This is a genomic window from Dolichospermum sp. UHCC 0352 (genome assembly GCF_009711925.1).
Classification (GTDB): domain Bacteria; phylum Cyanobacteriota; class Cyanobacteriia; order Cyanobacteriales; family Nostocaceae; genus Dolichospermum; species Dolichospermum lemmermannii.
Genome location: NZ_VIKY01000226.1, coordinates 15,745 through 33,277, shown reverse-complemented (window position 1 = coordinate 33,277; position 17,533 = coordinate 15,745). Strand labels below are relative to the sequence as shown.

At 38.1% G+C, this 17,533-nt stretch carries 15 protein-coding genes; 5 read left to right on the top strand and 10 right to left on the bottom strand.

All coding sequences use genetic code 11. The features are described from left to right. Window positions 1-132: 132 nt before the first annotated feature. Entirely contained in the window at window positions 133-1,134 is a 1,002-nt protein-coding gene (gene fmt, locus FJR06_RS16150) for a methionyl-tRNA formyltransferase (RefSeq protein ID WP_168651803.1), read from the bottom strand. An 881-nt stretch (window positions 1,135-2,015) separates the two neighbouring features. Between fmt and FJR06_RS16145 the strand changes: the two genes are divergently transcribed. Further along, the gene (locus tag FJR06_RS16145; RefSeq protein ID WP_015078420.1) at window positions 2,016-3,266 is read left to right on the top strand and encodes a hypothetical protein; all 1,251 of its coding nucleotides are present in this window, start codon (window positions 2,016-2,018) and stop codon (window positions 3,264-3,266) included. Between the two features lie 186 nt (window positions 3,267-3,452). Here the strand turns inward: FJR06_RS16145 and FJR06_RS16140 are convergent, their stop codons facing one another. From FJR06_RS16140 to FJR06_RS16105, 8 genes are all read right to left on the bottom strand, one after another. Then, complete coding sequence (locus FJR06_RS16140) at window positions 3,453-4,142, bottom strand: DUF4276 family protein (protein WP_015078419.1); 690 nt, start codon at window positions 4,140-4,142, stop codon at window positions 3,453-3,455. Further along, the gene (locus FJR06_RS16135; protein ID WP_015078418.1) at window positions 4,142-5,245 is read right to left on the bottom strand and encodes an AAA family ATPase; all 1,104 of its coding nucleotides are present in this window, start codon (window positions 5,243-5,245) and stop codon (window positions 4,142-4,144) included. The genes FJR06_RS16140 and FJR06_RS16135 overlap by 1 nt, the downstream gene beginning before the upstream one ends. A 120-nt stretch (window positions 5,246-5,365) precedes the next feature. Further along, window positions 5,366-6,655 (bottom strand): Glu/Leu/Phe/Val dehydrogenase, encoded by a 1,290-nt coding sequence (locus FJR06_RS16130; protein WP_168651802.1) that lies wholly within the window; start codon window positions 6,653-6,655, stop codon window positions 5,366-5,368. 183 nt (window positions 6,656-6,838) lie between these two features. After that, a complete protein-coding gene (locus FJR06_RS16125; RefSeq protein ID WP_168651801.1) occupies window positions 6,839-8,320 on the bottom strand; it encodes a carotenoid oxygenase family protein in 1,482 nt (493 codons plus the stop codon). A 23-nt stretch (window positions 8,321-8,343) separates the two neighbouring features. Further along, window positions 8,344-9,675: a folate/biopterin family MFS transporter gene (locus FJR06_RS16120; RefSeq protein ID WP_168651800.1), complete on the bottom strand. Its 1,332-nt coding sequence runs from the start codon at window positions 9,673-9,675 to the stop codon at window positions 8,344-8,346. 761 nt (window positions 9,676-10,436) lie between these two features. Further along, window positions 10,437-10,898: a hypothetical protein gene (locus tag FJR06_RS16115; RefSeq protein ID WP_015078414.1), complete on the bottom strand. Its 462-nt coding sequence runs from the start codon at window positions 10,896-10,898 to the stop codon at window positions 10,437-10,439. 5 nt (window positions 10,899-10,903) lie between these two features. Beyond that, entirely contained in the window at window positions 10,904-12,055 is a 1,152-nt protein-coding gene (locus FJR06_RS16110) for a ParM/StbA family protein (RefSeq protein WP_168651799.1), read from the bottom strand. 364 nt (window positions 12,056-12,419) lie between these two features. Then, window positions 12,420-13,502, bottom strand: coding sequence for a Gfo/Idh/MocA family protein (locus FJR06_RS16105; protein ID WP_041457566.1), 1,083 nt, complete (start codon window positions 13,500-13,502; stop codon window positions 12,420-12,422). A 576-nt stretch (window positions 13,503-14,078) separates the two neighbouring features. Between FJR06_RS16105 and queC the strand changes: the two genes are divergently transcribed. Beyond that, the gene (gene queC / locus FJR06_RS16100; RefSeq protein ID WP_168651798.1) at window positions 14,079-14,762 is read left to right on the top strand and encodes a 7-cyano-7-deazaguanine synthase QueC; all 684 of its coding nucleotides are present in this window, start codon (window positions 14,079-14,081) and stop codon (window positions 14,760-14,762) included. A gap of 154 nt (window positions 14,763-14,916) precedes the next feature. Here queC and FJR06_RS16095 read toward each other — a convergent pair whose 3' ends face one another. Beyond that, window positions 14,917-15,255 (bottom strand): XisI protein, encoded by a 339-nt coding sequence (locus tag FJR06_RS16095; RefSeq protein WP_168633647.1) that lies wholly within the window; start codon window positions 15,253-15,255, stop codon window positions 14,917-14,919. Between the two features lie 353 nt (window positions 15,256-15,608). Between FJR06_RS16095 and FJR06_RS16090 the strand changes: the two genes are divergently transcribed. From FJR06_RS16090 to FJR06_RS24435, 3 genes are all read left to right on the top strand, one after another. Then, a complete protein-coding gene (locus FJR06_RS16090) occupies window positions 15,609-15,845 on the top strand; it encodes a type II toxin-antitoxin system HicA family toxin (RefSeq protein WP_168633646.1) in 237 nt (78 codons plus the stop codon). Window position 15,846: 1 nt separating this feature from the next. Then, on the top strand, window positions 15,847-16,248 hold the full coding sequence (locus tag FJR06_RS16085; RefSeq protein ID WP_168651797.1) for a type II toxin-antitoxin system HicB family antitoxin: 402 nt from the start codon (window positions 15,847-15,849) through the stop codon (window positions 16,246-16,248). Between the two features lie 190 nt (window positions 16,249-16,438). Further along, complete coding sequence (locus FJR06_RS24435) at window positions 16,439-17,434, top strand: pentapeptide repeat-containing protein (protein ID WP_254434440.1); 996 nt, start codon at window positions 16,439-16,441, stop codon at window positions 17,432-17,434. Window positions 17,435-17,533: the final 99 nt, after the last annotated feature.

Here is a 17,533-nt window from a genome sequence, read left to right as displayed (position 1 = left end):
TTATCGGTCATTGCCAAAAATAGTTCTCTAAATGCTTCGCCCGTACAGTTGTCAGTTGTCAGTTGTTCGTTGTCAGTTGTCAGTTGTTAATTACCCATTACCAATTACCAATTACCAATTACCCATTACCTATTACCCATTACCCATTACCTCACCGACAGTTAACCGAGTCCCATTGACAAAATCCCATCCTGACTGGGGACGTTTACCCGTTAGCTGTACTTCTCGCAATAGCAATAAACCTACCCCTGTTTGGACAATTGCTCCTAGTCCTTTAGTAATATTAACTACCTCTCCAGGTTGTCCTGATATGGTTGACAAATTGGGTATTTTATGAATTTTTTCTGGTAATGGCTCTGGTAACTCGTGAATATAGGCATCTTCTAGGGGGACAGTAGCAGTAATTTTCAATGCTTGGTTGCGAAAAGTTGCTGTACAGTTAGGATAAAATCCGCGAATTTGATTATGTAATTGGATGGCACTTTGTCCCCAGTCCAAGTTATAATCTGGCTTCTGAATCAAAGATGCGTAAGTAGCTGCGGTATGATCTTGGGGAATCGGTGTAACTTCTTGACGTTCTAGTTTGTATAAGGTTTCTATGAGTAAATCTGCACCAGTAATAGCCAACTTTTCGGCTAAAACCTGAGCATTATCTAGCAATTGAATTGGTATAGTCGCTTTTAGAAGCATATCCCCTGTATCCATGCCCTTATCCATGAGCATAGTTGTGATCCCCGTTTCTTTTTCTCCGTTATATATACTCCACTGAATTGGCGCAGCCCCTCGATACTGAGGTAAAATTGAACCATGAACGTTAATACAACCTAGCTTAGGCATATCTAATATCTTCTTAGACAAAATTTGCCCATAAGCAATAACCACAAATATATCTGCTTCTATCTGCTTGAGTTGTGTTAAGGTTTCAACATCTTTTTTAACTCTTTCCGGTTGCCATACTGGAATATGATGATCTGTAGCAAAGACTTTTACTGGTGAAGGTGTCAATTTATTCCCTCGTTCTCGACGTTTATCCGGTTGAGTGACTACGGACATCACGTGAAAATCCTTGTTTTCTAAGAGTTTTTCCAAAGTGGGAACTGCAAAGTCAGGAGTGCCAAAAAATACTATTTTCATTACTTATTAATTATTAATTACGAGTCATGAGTCATTAATCAATGGTAAGTGTGTTCCTCATCACTGACAACTGCGACATCTGAATATTAATAGAATTATGTTGAGAATTTTTGATTAAGGGCAAGGAATTTTCGCAGTTTGATGGTATAGTGTTTACTATTGGTTCAGCGAAAACAGCCTCAATACATTATAATACTTTCGGTAATTAGTTGAACTATCGCCATTTGCATCTACTATTGATGATTTTTGTGTGTCTATCTGTGTTTTGCAGTCAGTTATTTCTCTACGAAATCAAAATTATTCAATAATTACCCAAGTTAAAAATAAACTGTATTTGCTTAATCGCAGCATTTACGAGTCTAAACTTCAGTTTGTAGGTTGGGTGTATGAATTTAATGTTTTTGTTTATTGTTGATTGTGCAGCGGTTAATCTCAAGTTGCCAGCAATAGATAGGTTTTAGTTGGGTAAAGCCCGCGCTGTTGGTCCGGCTATAAACAGGGTATCTTATTTTAGACTGGCTTTAGCTAAGAATGTTTTCAAGAGCAAGAGCATCTCTAAATCTTGGCTACTAGCTTTAGTCAATTAAAAATTCATCTATGTTCCACTTAAATTGAATATGGATGTTACTGATGCTAACAATAATAACGGCAGTTATTAACAGATGTAATTTACTGTTAACTTTAATCCCGTTATTTTGGATATTATGTAAAGATTATGAGGGGGTAAATGGTGATACTAAAACTTTTGTAAAGCAATACAACATTTGAATCAATTATCTTGTCGAAGCTTTTGGTTTGTTGGTAAACATATAGTCATAGCTTTTTTTCATTCCTGTATAGATACTGCCCGCACTTAGCAACTGCCCCTAGAGAGTCTCATCATGCTTAAACCCCTTTTGGTGTCAGGATGGTTCCGTGTTAAACCATTTCTCAAGTACATTGCCATTGTTATAGTAATTTCACCCTTCCTGGGAATGTCTATTCATGCTACCTTAGCGAAACAATCAGAAGTAGCAAATAGTAGGGCGAAAAATAGCAAATCTCAGATAAAATTGGCAGAAAGTGCTGCTACGAGGCAGTTAAATTTACAATTTGCTCAAGTTAACTCTCACACAGGAAAAATACTTGTTGGTGAAGGAATACAGTCATTACCAAAAGATATAGTTATTTCAGGGGCAGAAAGAGAAAATTCTCAACTGGGGGATGATGTTGTTAGCAAAACTGTACCATCAGTTAATGTTGCACAACTTCAAAGCAAGACATCTATTAATCAAGCTAATTTAATTCAAAAATTAAAAGATGCCAAAGAAGAAACTGATTTAAATTCTCCAGTCAGTGGGAATTCTCAATCTCAAGAATTAGCAATATCAACAGTTACTCCTAAAAATGGAGAAATACCTGTTAGTGAACGGCCAAATGAGTCGGAAATGGCACAGACTGACCCTATAGGTAGTCCCCATCCGATACCTTGGCAATGGATTCTGGCTACTCAGGAAGCGATTGGTGCTAAAGGTGGTTCTGGTGTTCGCTACTATCGGAGTATTCCGGTGATTTCTCCTGATGGCAAATATGCGATTTATAGTCGGGTGCAAATGGAAGTAAAACCGGAAATGCACAATAGCCGAGTTAATAGCGTGTTGTTTGTGGAGGATAGACAAACTAAGCGGTTACGGGTGATGACATCAACCAGTGTGGTGATTGATCCCCTGTTAAAAAGACAGGCAATTTTGTCAGCACAAGGGGATAATGATGGTAAAATTGGGGTATTAGTGCCTGTTAGCTGGTCTGAAAAAGGCGATCGCTTTCTCGCCCGTAAGTTTGTGGCTATTTTTAATACAGCAGATGCTACAGATCAGGCTGTAATTTGGAATCGTCAACAGGATCATCTCAATGTGGTTAGTCCGGTACAATCACAAGATGATCACGAAAAAATAGCTATTTTGTTAGGTTGGAGTAAAAAGCAGCCTAATAATGTATTATTCCGTGCTGGTGAATTAGGTGAAGAAAATTGGCCTTTGTTACAAGTAGCTAATGATGGCAGAACTGTAGATATCTCGGCAGAAGGTGATCAGGCTGTGACTTTTGGTGAAAAAGGTAGCATTTGGGCAGATCCACAAGTTGCTTCGCGCTAATTGATTAATTGCCCTCAAAATGGCTTAATCCTGTGATTCTCTAGATAGGGGTTTAGCATTGCGCTTTACCCTGATTCATTGCTTTTATCCTTCATACAATTCAATGAATTGTATTAGAATTTATTCTGCGATCGCATTTCGTGAACAGAAAAATGTACCCCCATTAATGTTCGGGGTATCAATGCCTTATTTACCCAATAATTCGAGTCGTAATAGCCATGAATTAAAATGAGGGCATTTATTCCGAATTACTTCTAATCCAATTGATTCAGCCAATAGCGGACCATAAGTAGATTTTGCTCTTTCATAATCAGGAAATTGAGCAATAATACGTTTACTGGGGGCTGTTGCCCTGCTATCATTAATTAACTCAGGAGTTTCATGTTTATCAGCAATAGTCTTGAGAATTGCAACCCTATCTGAGCAATTATCATAACAGGACTCAAAACAAGTAGGATCAGAAAAAAGATATGCCTCATATTCATGCAATTGAATGTACGGTATGAATCGAGGATCATTAATATCATCAGCAAAGCTTTTCTCCAAAAACTCGACTCGCTTTGTGGGATTTTGGCGCATGATTTCAGCTTCATCTAATCCCGGAAAATTATGATGAATTGCATACAGATCAATCATCGTTGTAAAGAAAACATCTGTATTTTTATCCTCCGCAAGCGATCGCAAAATATCATTCTTCATTGGCTGATAATCACCATAACCACTACCACCACGATTAGTTTTACCCTTTTTTCTTCCATGAGCAATAAGTCTAGGGTGGTGCATAAATACTTGATATTGAGTCAGATATGGTTGCAGGATAATAGAAGCAAATGTTTGTTCTGTTTGTCCTTCTGCAAATAAATAGAGTCTTACCATTAGTGTGGACCTCCACCAATGATATTTTTCTCCCAAATTTCTCCTAAACTATATTCTTCTAACCAAGCTTCTAATTCTTCAGAATTTAACCGCTTAAATTGCGATTCTTTACCCACTCTATCTACTGTAATTACATCTTCAGGATTAAAGTTATCTAAAAAAGAAGTAGATTGGGTGCTGATGAGAATTTGTGTATGATAGGAAGCCTTAGCAAACATCGCAGCTACAACATTGAGCGCGTAGGGATGAAGACCAAGTTCCGGTTCATCAACAACAATTAGTTTTGGGAGTTCATCTTCTGGCTGCAAAAGCAACGTGGTAAGGCATATAGCACGCAACGTACCATCTGAAAACTGGTGTGGACCAAATACTTGATCTGAGTCTTTTCCCTGCCAGTTGAGAATAACATTATTCGCTCTAGGCTCAAGAACAAAATCATCAAAAAATGGGGCAATCAAACGGATAGTTTTAATAATACGCTGATAGGCTGTATTATGATATTCACGAAATCTCAGAAGTAATGCGGCTAGATTTCCAGCATCAGACACCAGCGAGCGGTTGTCATCAATATAACAGGATTGACGAACTCGCGCGGTAGATGACGTATCGTGAAAGTGGTAAACACAACAGCCATTGAGCAAATGTTTGATAGCGTTGGCAATTGTTGGCGTACCTTCTTGTGCTGCTTTGTTGATTTTTGTTTCCTGATGTCCTGCACCTAACGAGTAAGTGGTTGAAGGTTGAGGTAGGTGTAAGCCGTTTCGCGTCGCTGTTTCTTCAGCAAATATCAAAGTATCACCTGCCGCATGACCTAGACACATGGTATAGATAATATCCAAACTCCCATTGTCAATCTTGAACTCTAGTTGTGCCTCGATTTGCGGTGTTATCTTAGGTCCAAAGTGCAATAAGGATTGAGCGTAACCGGATATGCCGATATATTGTTGAAGTCGCCCGGCCATCATCTCATTCAGCATCTTAAAAAAGGAAATGAGATTACTTTTACCTGCTCCATTAGCTCCAATCAATATGTTTAAGGGACGCAACTCAAGATCCATTGTCTTAATGGACTTGAAGCCCTTGATAATTACTCGTTGTAGCATAATCAACAATCAGTATTTATACAAAATGATTATATATGTAGATGATGTACAGGGATTAAAAAAAAGGTGCGTTAGGCTAAAGCCATAACACACCCCAATTAAACTAAATTGCAAATACAACTAAGGATACAAACCCCGATCATTCAAAGCTTGCGCGACTCTACCTACACCCAAAGTATAAGCAGCTAACCGCAGATTTACCCCCCGTGCTTGCGACTCATGAATCACCTTGCGGTAAGCCTGAACCATCAAATGTTCCATTTCCCGGTTGACTCGTTCTTCGTCCCAGAATAGGTAAGAAAGACCTTGTACCCATTCCAAATAACTGACTACTACACCCCCAGCATTGGCTAAAATATCCGGTAACACAGTCACTCCCTGGGCTTCTAGAACGCGGTTAGCTTCCAAAGTCACAGGACCATTAGCAGCTTCTGCAACAAATCTGGCTTGAATTTGATGAACATTTTCTGCGGTAATTTGGTTTTCCAAAGCGGCAGGAATCAGGACGTCGCAAGGTAAAGTTAATAAGTCTGCATTACTAATGGGTGTTCCTTGGGGAAATCCCACCACACTGCGACGATTTGCAGCAGCATAGGCTTTGACAGCGGAAATATCAAGGCCAGCTTCAGAAAATATACCACCCGCACCACTGGAAACAGCGATAATTTTCGCTCCTTCTTGGTGTAGTAATTCTGCCGCAGCCCCGCCCACATTACCGAAACCTTGAATTGCTACCCTTACTCCCACAAGGGATTTACCCTGATCTGCAAGTGCTTCACGGACAATAATCATCACACCGCGTCCAGTCGCCATTTCTCGTCCCAGGGAACCACCAATAGATAAGGGTTTACCTGTAACTACTCCGGGGACAGAATGACCAACATTGACAGAGTAAGTATCCATCATCCATGCCATTTCCCGCGCTGATGTTCCCATGTCTGGTGCGGGTATATCTACGGATGGTCCAATGTCTTTAATTAATTCACTAATATAACGACGACTAATCCGTTCTAATTCCCCCACACTGAACTTTTTGGGGTCTATGGGAATTCCCCCTTTGCCACCACCATAGGGAATGCCTAACAATGCACATTTCCACGTCATCAGCATTGCTAGGGCGGATACTTCCCGTAATGTCACCGCTTCATGGTAACGAATCCCACCTTTATAGGGTCCTAAAATATCCGAATGTTGTACCCGGTGTCCGGCAAAAACCCGCACTTCCCCATTATCCATTTTTATGGGAATGGAAACTGTAACAACTTTTCGCGGATGACTGAGTATTTCTACGATACCTTGATCTAATTTTAATTCTTTAGCCGCCCATTCTAAATAGCTACAAGCTTGATCATAAGGGCAAATGTAGGCTGAAGATTGAGTTTCCATAAGTGGGAGAGACGTTGTTACCATAATTCTTACTCCTCGTCACGGTATCTTCGTAAACCGGATTGATATAGTTAGCTTACCCTCTTTTTGAGAAAAGATATCAATTTTGTAGTTTTTGTTACAGTTTTATTTTTTTGTAAGATACTCCGCGATATCCCCGACTTCTCGAAGAAGTCGGGGATCTGAGGATTACTAGTTAAAATGGACTCAACCCAAATTTTCGATAAATGTCTCTTGTGTAAAACTCCCATGTAAACCATAGGGAATATGATGTTTCAGATGTAGTTTTGCAACTGGTTTCTCTTTTTCCAGATTTTCAGCATCTAAAATCACTACATCAGAACGATGATGTTCTGCATCATAAACTAACGCTATTAACCACCCATCATCTTCTGTTTGGGAATTTGGACGAGGAATAAAAATTGGTTCCCCTATAAAACCTCGCGGTGCTGCACTCCATAGTTGTTTTCTTCCTGACTCTAAATCTACCTTAAAAATGGCTTGTAATGGTGCGTTCACCGTTGATTGATGAGCGGCAGCACTATATAAATAACGATAGGATTTACCTACGTAATTCGGGTGAATTGTGGGAAATTCAGTAGGACGAGGATCTATTAACTGATTTTGCACTTTATTCTCTGATAAATTCAGATTAAATCGCCATAGTTGGGGAGGTGAATTCGTATCAAAATCAGTTTTTCGATAATCGCTATTGGGTTCGACTTCTGTTAATGATTCATAGCAGATAGAATCAATGATAATTTCATTTCTCAGTTCAAAAGCATTAACATGATGGAAAATAAAACCGGCTTGGGTTTCTAAAACTTTGACATTTTTAGTTTGTGTTTTGCGAGGGATAATAATAATTCTTGTGGGTTGATTTTTTTGAAATTTAATACATTGGGCTGCGCTGGATATTCCCAAAGCAAAAGGTATGGGGTTAAAATCAACAGGATTTTGAAAGAAGATACAGTAATTTTCTGTAATTACAAAATCATGAATAAAACAAAAACCAGGAACGCTATGATTTTGTTTGCTGGTAATTTCCCCATTTGTGTTCAATTCAAAGATTGTAATTGTGGTTGATAGTCCCGGTTTAATAGCAAAGTTGACTAAGGTGCCATTTGGATCAATTCGTGGGTGGGCGCTAAAGGCTTCTCCTTTGGATAAAACGCCGTTAAAATATTCATTTCCTAATGTTTCTAAGGTTTGGGGATTAAGTGAATAAGGTTCGGCTGCTTCCCATAATGCTAAGAGTTTTTTACCCCAATAAATCACATTTGTATTAGCAATGTTTTTAATTTTTAAATCAAAAATGTTAGCTAACCAACCACCAGGTTTTTGTGTACCAAAAACACCACGATAAAGAATTTTACCAGCTTTCTGTTCTGCTAAATAACCGGCTGTTTGCACAAATCGGTTACGAAAATGGGCGCGGCCATTGGTAAATGTAATGCGACTAATCATTCCGTCACCATCAAAAGGATGATGTAATCTTTGCTTGTTGATATCTAATAAACCAGCCCCGTTCCTAAATAATGTTCCTGCTAGTTCTGGAGGAATTTCTCCTTCTATATCATCAATCCAATAGTCATATTCTTCGGTAAGAGATTCATATCCTCCTTGCCAGTCTTTGAGGGTGTAGGATTTCTCTAAAACTTGACTATTTTGGGGTTCTAATATTTGCATTTTTTGTTTGCTATGCTGAAAAACTAGATTGATTGACTATGGTCAATCTCAATTTTAGCATCTGGTAGCCAGTTAATAAAAAATATTGGGATAAGTGAGCTACAGTTAGTAATAATGATTAACAACCATAATGAATCAAATTGATGTTCTGTGATTCCCAACCATTTCATCATGATTGATCCTAATGCGTAAGAAACTGTTCCTCCTAAATTAAATACAGACATTATTAAAGCAAAGAATGTGGCCTCTATGCCGGGAGGACAAAGTTTTGTTGATAATACTAATATAGGCATAAATAAAACTTGCCCAATCACAGTAATAATTAAACTATCACCTAAACTGAACCAATGATCATCTATTCCTAAAAGTCTGTTGGTATGAGTTACTAATAATAAAGTTGTCATTCCTAAAGCTGTGGATAGAAAAATCCCCCAACTAAACATAATTCTAAAGGGGATAGTTTTCAGGTAACGTTGAAAAGCCCAAACTCCAATTAAGGAAGCCAAACTGGTGACTAACCGAACTCGCCCTAAAAATTCTGGTTGAAATTGTAGTTCGTTAGTTGTAAAATAGAAAAATGCTGATTCGGCATTTGGTGTAGCGTGCCAAACAAATATAAATGCTGTTGGTAGCCAAATTGCTTTCTGCGTAATAGCTTGGCGTATCTGTCCTAATTGATATTTTGTGTTATTGCTTTTTTTATCATCTTTATTAATAGGTTTTTCGGAAATTAACCAAGCTACACATGAGATAATTAGCGGAAATAATGCTGTTATTAAAAATACTGTACGGTTGGTAAAATATTCTAAAAGTAAGCCGCTAAGGTAAGCTGTACACAAGCCACCTATAGCTGAACTACCCCAACAAAGAGATTGTAAAGAACCTATTTTGGCTTCTGATTCACTTCTAGCTCTTTCAACTACTATGGAATCAACTATCACATCACTAATAGCTACAGAGAGAGAAGAAAGTACAATCATAATTGTGGCTGTTGTGCTAGTATGAACTGTTGTTCCTAAACATACCAAAGCCGCACTTCCCAAAATTCCAGATAGGACTATATAAGGCTTTCTATGGTAGCCAAATAATGGTAAACTATCAGAGATAAAACCATATAATGGCTTAGTCATCCAAGGTATGGTACTGATGCCCACGATTGCTGACATCTGCACTGGACTTAATAGCAATTCATCTTTGAGAAAAAAGCTAACAGCTAAACGGGATAATGCCAAGATGCCTTGAACAAAATAGATGGTAAGAATTGCTATTAACTCAGCACTAGGTTTATTACCTAAGAAAATTTTTTGGGTTAGTAGATCTTTGAATTTGGGTAAGGTAGGGGAGTCATTTAGCATTTGGATGAATAAAAATTAAGTTTTATTTACTTTTATATCATGGATTTTTAAATTGGGGATAAGTTTTTATTAATTATGAATAAAAGCGAACAACCATGTTCAATGAATTGCAATACTTTTGATACATTTATAGAATTTGTATAAGAGGATGTTTTAAAAGTTTTTAATGTGTAAACAGACCCCTCTCCAAACCTCTCCCCTACCAGGGGAGAGGCTTTAAAACCCCCATTCCCTTGTAGGGAAGGGGGGGAGGGGGGTTAGGTTTTTGGAGATTATGGGTTTCATATAATACTTTTCAAACAACCTCTAAGTTTATCTACCAAAGGACATTCCGCAGATGTGACTGATGATTATTGATAAGTAATCAGACAAAATTAATTAGATAGTTTTCTGCAAATTCTCTGAGAATTTTTTCAACAAATGCGACGAAAGTTTTCCAATCTTTGTAAGCAATGCCAAAAATTTCTATTTACTACTTTTATCGAGAACTAAGTAGGTGAACGGAAAAAAACCGTAGACGCGGAGCGGCTTCTCGAAGAGTAATATGTAACGAAAATTAAAATCGTCCAAATCCTCTTGCCTCTTGCCTAGTGCCATAACGACGATTTTCAATGCTAACCTACTTATCTACATCTTTGTGGTCAAGGTCAAATAAACAAAATATCCCACCAATAATGCCGAAATGGCTTATGGGTGGGACTCATGGTAGTTTAGTTAAGAATTTTTCTCGAAGTAAAAACTAGGTTCTTCCTGGTTTTTTCTTAGAAATCATCAAGAAACTGACCAATACGACTAATTACAGGGTCTACTTCTTGAGGTATGGCTGGCGCCACGCTAACGCTATCAGAAGGAATACAAGTAAGTGGTTCCTGATTCAGGATGATTGTCAACTTTGCTACTTGTTGAGTAAGTTGCAACATTTGACTTTCCATAGACTCCAAACGATGAGACTCTTTAGCGAAAAAACGTTCTTCAAAACCAGCTATTTGATTTTGGATCTCACCGATTTTTTGTTCAACCGTGGTTACATTTGCTATCTTAGAAGTTAGTTGTACAGGTTCTGGGACACACAAAAAGTTCCAAAGAGCCTCTTTGCACAGGTCACTGAAAGTTTTATCTGGCTGTGTCTCTAAGTAGTTTTCCACCTGCGCTAACAAGCTCTCATCAGCAATTTCTGGATTGAACGTAACGGATTTAACTACCTTTTTTGACCATTGGAACATCGGTTTTATGACCTAGCACGAACAGCAGCAGATAATTGCGCTTCTCCATAAATATACTGCCCCAAAGCATTAGCCTGGCGAGAAGGTGCAGCTAAGTAAGCGTTGATTTGAGCTTCTTTGAGCAGACGTTGGACATCTTCCCAGAAAAATTCTCCACCACCACCTGTAATAATCACATCAGTTACCCGCTCTGGCAACCACGCTAACACACGAGAGCAAATTTCCCGTGAAAACTGTTCTTTGAGGTTAGGCAGAAAATCATCTAAATTGGTAGGTTTACTAGCACCTTTAGGACGATAAAAGCGATCGCCTTTAGGCTTATTAACCGCAGAAATCAGTGCCAAAGATTGACTATCAGCACCCTGTACTTCCGCAGCTACCAGTTCATAAAACTTGCTCATGCCAAAGTCTTCACTCTTAGAAGCAGCCCTGGCAAAGCGGAAATTATCCACCATGATCATATCAATGGTTTGGTGGCCAATATCAACAATCCCTACAGATATTTTCGTAAAATCGGGAACTGCTGTGCCTTTATTAGGTTGAGTTTCTGACCACAGCAAACTACCATAGCCTTCGGGCATTACCCAGACTTTGCTAATATTCAAAGTTATGGATTCACCTCGGAAATTCAATACATGAGGTCCAGTTACCAAGCTAGTTAACTGTGCCTTTTCTTTTTCAAATTGTTCCAACGATAAGAACGGCAAACCCAGGACAACGAAAATTTCATCTCTGAGTTTAAAGTACCCGGCAGATGATAATACTTTGACCAGAGCATCTTCTACCTTAGATTGGCCAACGCCAAGATTAGCCCCAAAATCGGCGGCTAATTGCCCTACAGCATAACCACTACCTTGATACTCCAGCCACAAATCCATCAGTGGGTCAGTTGCCTTAGCCTCAAATACACCGCCGCGAATTTGCTCAATTGATGTTTGCTTGACATTGGCAGGAATGAAAGCCACATTACCGGGTTCACGGCTCACACAAGTCTTTGTAGAGGTTCTACCTAAATCCACACTCAGAATAGTTTTACCGGTAATATTGCTTGGCCTTCCAGGATTTACCGAATTCATGGGTGTCGCTGCTGCTGGTTGACGGTTCATGGAAATGGCAGCGGCATTCATTGGATTGGCTACGGGGGGTTGGTCTGTCATGAAATCTCCTCTTTAAAAAGTTATCATGCTCATCTTACAAAAAAGGTGAGCTCCAAAAAATTTTAGGTTGGGTTAAGTGTAACTAGAAATACGTGAAAATTGAGAATAGGCAATGGTCAATTTTCGATGATTTAGCATTTTTGATGGCAGTTTTCGGTAGATGTCCGGCTTTTCTTCCTGATTTGGTGTTTTTACGCTTGTAATTGATTTGCCAACAAATCAACACTATAGCAAGTAGTCCTACTTTAATTGCTAAAATTAGTTGCAGAAGATTATTTTATCAATACTCCTGAGTTCTGACTCCTGATATAGTGGGAGAAAAAATCATTAATTTCCCCCCACTGCCAGTTTTAGCTACATCTAACTAAATGCTTGATGTCAACGATTGAACTCTGGATTCGGAAGACCACTCTAATGGATTCCAAACTCTTTCTTCTAAAGCCATTTGCTCAATTAAACTAGCCAAACGTAAAGCTTTGAGAGCTTGTTCACCACCGACAGAAGGCTGATTGCCACCACGGACACAGTTGACAAAATGCTCTAATTCTGCACTGAGAGGCTGAACATTACTGGTATAAACCTTTTCGATTAAACCATCTTGTCTATAGAGGACTTTTTGGTGGTCAATCAGAGGATTTATCGGTGTTTGCCGATGTACCAATATCTCATTAGTGAGAAAATCTGCTTCTGTAAATGAATTTTTACAATGGGCAACTAAGCGGCGAATTTTGCGATGAGTAACTTTGCTGGCTGTAAGCGTGGCAACAACACCATTGGCAAACCCCAAGGTGGCAGTTACATAATCTAAATAACCTGAGTCTAAAGAACGAGTCCCACTAGCAGTCAATTTTACTACTGGTGAGGCGGCTAATTCTAGCAGCAAATCAATGTCATGGATCATTAAATCCAGGACTACGGAAACATCATTCGCCCGCGCTGAATAAGGACTCATGCGGTGAGATTCTAAAGCCAAAACTTCCTCGGTTTTGAGGACTTGGGTGAGTTCCCTGAAGGCGGGATTGAATCGCTCAATGTGACCAACTTGCAAAATACACTGAGATTCGGCCGCAGCATTAACTAGAGATTCTGCTTCAGAAATACTAGCCGCTATGGGTTTTTCAATTAAAACATGGATTCCTGCTAACAAACAGTTGATACCCACAGCATAGTGAAGCCGTGTAGGTACAGCAACACAAATTGCATCTACATGAGGTAGTAAGTCGCAGTAATCTTCAAAAAACCGGACTTTGTATTTGCTGGCAGTTTCTAAACCACGTTCGACGTTAATATCGGAAACGCCGACTAGTTCCACATCTTTCATGGAACTCAGAACGCGGGTATGATGTTGTCCCATGTTGCCAACCCCAATCACACCTATACGGATGTGATGCGGCTGACTGCGCTGTGAATATAGATTTGGTTCTGACACTGATATGCTATCTTGCACTATTGTTCTCTCCTCAACCACCAAATTTAGAGACGCTACGGTCGTTGGCCTTTGTACTTAAACGCCAGGTTTGATTTGTCTTAAACCATCCAGATGGTAACATAGTGATTATCTTTATGAAGAATTTCAAAGTTTGGGTTCAGTTCCCGCCATCTGGTAATCTTTTCGGTCAGCAGTTGTTAATTATCCTGTTTTATTCATCTATGATAAAAATTATGTGTTTTTTTGGGTTGACTGTGTAAATTTCATAACTTCTTAGTAGAAATTCTCAGGTACGTATTTGGGAAATTAACTAAGTTCAATAAATACCTGATTTTTACAGGGGGTAAATTAATCACCCTTACTACAAGTAAAATTACAAGTCATCAAATAGTTAATACTCAGAGTATAATGTTTTAGACGATTTATACAATTGATATTCTCATTCCTGAGAGTCTTTTTGGACATATTTAATTTTTGTTTGTGGCATTTTGTTGATTTTCCCATCTTTTGGATGCAATTTATCAAGGAATGGGTAATTGGTCAAATTTCCCGCTTCTACCCCTGTTTATTGATCTCCCATTTCTTATTCTGAATATGAAAGCTGTAATTCTGTTGTCTGGTGGTTTAGATTCTTCGACAGTTCTTTACAAAGCAAAGGCTGATGGCTGTGAATGTTACGCTATTTCTTTTGATTATCAACAGCGGCATAGGAAAGAACTAAACTCTGCTTTGATGATTGCTAAAGCGGCTGGAGTAATTCAACATCAAGTGGTTAATTTTGACTTGGGACAATGGGGTGGTTCAGCACTGACAGATCAAAAGATTGATCTCCCTCAAGGGCGCTCGCTCGCTGAAATGGGGGATAATATTCCTGTAACCTATGTTCCAGCCCGGAATACCATCTTTTTAAGTTTTGCTTTGAGCTATGCCGAGGCGATCGCCGCAGAAAGAGTATATATTGGCGTTAACATCCTAGATTATTCTGGCTACCCAGATTGTCGTCCTGATTATATCGAAGCTATGCAGGAAGTTTTCCGCTTGGGAACAAAACAAGGACGTGAGGGAAAAGCTATGAAAATTATTGCTCCGTTAATTGATTTGAAGAAGACAGAAATTATCCAACTAGGTAATCAATTAGGAGTTCCTTGGGATCTCACTTGGTCTTGCTATGCTGGTGGTGAGTCAGCTTGCGGTGTCTGTGATTCTTGTCAGTTGCGATTAGCGGCTTTTGCAGAATTGGGTTTAAAAGATCCTGTTGATTATTCTGAAGTTGGTTAGAGAGTAAACAATTAAAAAACTTTTTAGATCTCGTTCAACAGTGACGCAAACTCACAACGTACACGAGGATGTCTAAATATGAAATATCTCTGTTTGACGATAGTATGAGTTTAGAGGAATTTCAAGCAGAAGTAAATCAGGCAAAAATGAAATATTAACTAACAGCAAAGTTTGTATATTGTCTGATTTTAGGATGACGAAAACCAAGGACAATATCCTGTGCAGGAATACCTGCTGCTATAAAATCATTAGCAATTCCTTCTTCTGTATCATCATATTGAATCCAAATTTTCTGATCAATCAAATCTATATGAATAGGTGTGGTATGTAGATATTGATCATCACTCCAACCAATATCTAATACTAGATAACGTCCATGTTCATCATCAAATAAAACTTGGGAGTTATAACCATCAGGTATAGAAGCGCGATATTCGGCGGTTTCTGTTAATATGCTTTTGATAATTTCTTGATATTTTAATTTGGTATCCATTGTACTATCTCCTCATTTTTATCATCAAATACAGCACTTCCCGGTGTTATGAGGTACATATCTAGCGGGCAAGATGCCCGCACTACAAGAGTTTCATGATTCAACTTTGTACCTCATAAGAGCGGAAACCGCTGTATAATCTGAATATGGAACTATTGATTACAATTTTATGTGTTAATTGTATACCGTAATTATTTGTAGTTATTTTAAAGTCATTAATGTTCTAATAGTTACATTTATTGTGACTATTAGAAATATTCTATATTGACATTGATACTATATATGATATCATATTTATAAGCAAAATAAACAGAGAGGTAAACAAAATATGAAAATAAAAAGGAAATTAATTTATGAGTCAGCTAGAAAAACTAATTCAGTTATTTCTGTCTCACCCTGTTGAAGTAAGATTTGGAGAAGTAAGACGTATATTAATAGCATTTGGTTTTGAAGAAGTTCGTTCTAATGGGAGTCATCACACTTTCCGTCATGAGGATGGACGGATACAAATTGTACCCAAAAAAGAGGGGCAAAAAGTAAAAGGAATTTATATTAAGCAGATTGTAAAACTGCTCAGATTAGGGGAGTAGTATGTCTAAGAAAAATAAATCTGAACGTGAGTCACTGGAATTTTACTTAAATTTGAAATATCCAGTTACACTTTACCCTGATCCTGATGGGGGATATGTAGCAGAAATTAAAGACCTTCCTGGATGTATGACTCAGGGAGAAACGACAGATGAAACGTTATTTAATATTGAAGAAGCACGTAGTTTATGGATAGAAACAGCCTATGAATATGGGGATGAAATTCCCTTACCCTCAACTCAAGTTCAATACAGTGGGAAGGTTTTATTACGGATACCTCGATCATTGCATGAGAGATTAACAGAAAATGCAGAGAAAGAAGGAGTTAGTCTTAATCAATATCTTGTGTTTTTGTTAAGTGAAAGAAATGCTATTAAGTCTTTAAGCATGGCAAATGCTAAGTAGAAATTTTTTGATCTAAGTTAAGATTTTGGTTAAACTTTCACTCTCAAAAACTTGATGAATACTAATAGCGATCGCTAATTAATTCCAAATGCGATCGCTATTTTGATTAAACTTTATTTACTGCATTCTAAGATTAATGAAATTAGGTTAAAATCCGAATATTGGCAATTTTAGGTATAAAAACTAGATTATGGCAAATCCAGAGCATTTAGCAATACTGAACCAAGGGGTAGATGTTTGGAATAAGTGGAGAGATGAAAATCATGTAGACCCTGACCTAGCTAGTACTGATCTGAGTGGGGTTAACCTCAGTGGGGCTAACCTATTGGTAGCTAACTTGAGAGGAGCTAACCTGAGTGAGGCTAACTTGAGAGGAGCTAATCTTACTGCTGCTATCCTGCTGAATGCTAACTTGAGAGGGGCTGACCTGAGACAAGCTGACCTGAAACAAGCTGACCTAAGACAAGCTGACCTGAGACAAGCTGACCTGAGACAAGCTGATTTATCTCAAGCTCAAGTAATAGAGACAGATTTTCATAATGCAAATCTAACAGGTGTTTTTATAAAAGATTGGCAGATTAACGGAAAAACAAATTTAGAAGAAATAATTTGCGAATATGTTTATATCTATGATTATGTTTATATAGATTCCATTAAATTATATTCTAAGAAAACTGAACGCAGACCTATAAATGGTAATTTTACACCTGGAGAATTTGCCAGTTTATATAAAAAGATTCTAGAAAATACAGATTTAATTCTACGTAAAATTCCCCAAAGTGATAATAATATTAATAATCAAGGAGTTCAATTTTATTCAAATTCAACAATTCACACTTGGGAAAACCTACGCTTTCGCTCAAAAACAGAAATAAAAATTGCTGAAGCATTAGACAGAACTGGAGTTTTATTTGTACCCAACTCCTTAGCACGACTTACCACACCCAAAGGTAGAGAAAATAAAGAAGCTGATTTTCTCATTTGTTATAACGGTAAATGGGGAGTTTTGGAAGTTGATGGACCATATCACACAGCAGAACGCAGAGTTGAAGAACAAGAAAGAGAACGCATTTTTAAGAAAAACGGTATTAAAGTTGTAGAAAGATTTGATGCTGAAAGATGTTATAACAATCCTGATGAAGTAGTCCAGGAATTTTTCAAAATGATAGAAATTGGATATTCTTAAAAGCAAGCATAAAGAAGATCCCCGACTTCTTTTTTAAACTTGTCAATAAAATGTAAATTGATCTCAGAAGTCGGGGATCTGGATCTTGTGGTAAAATTG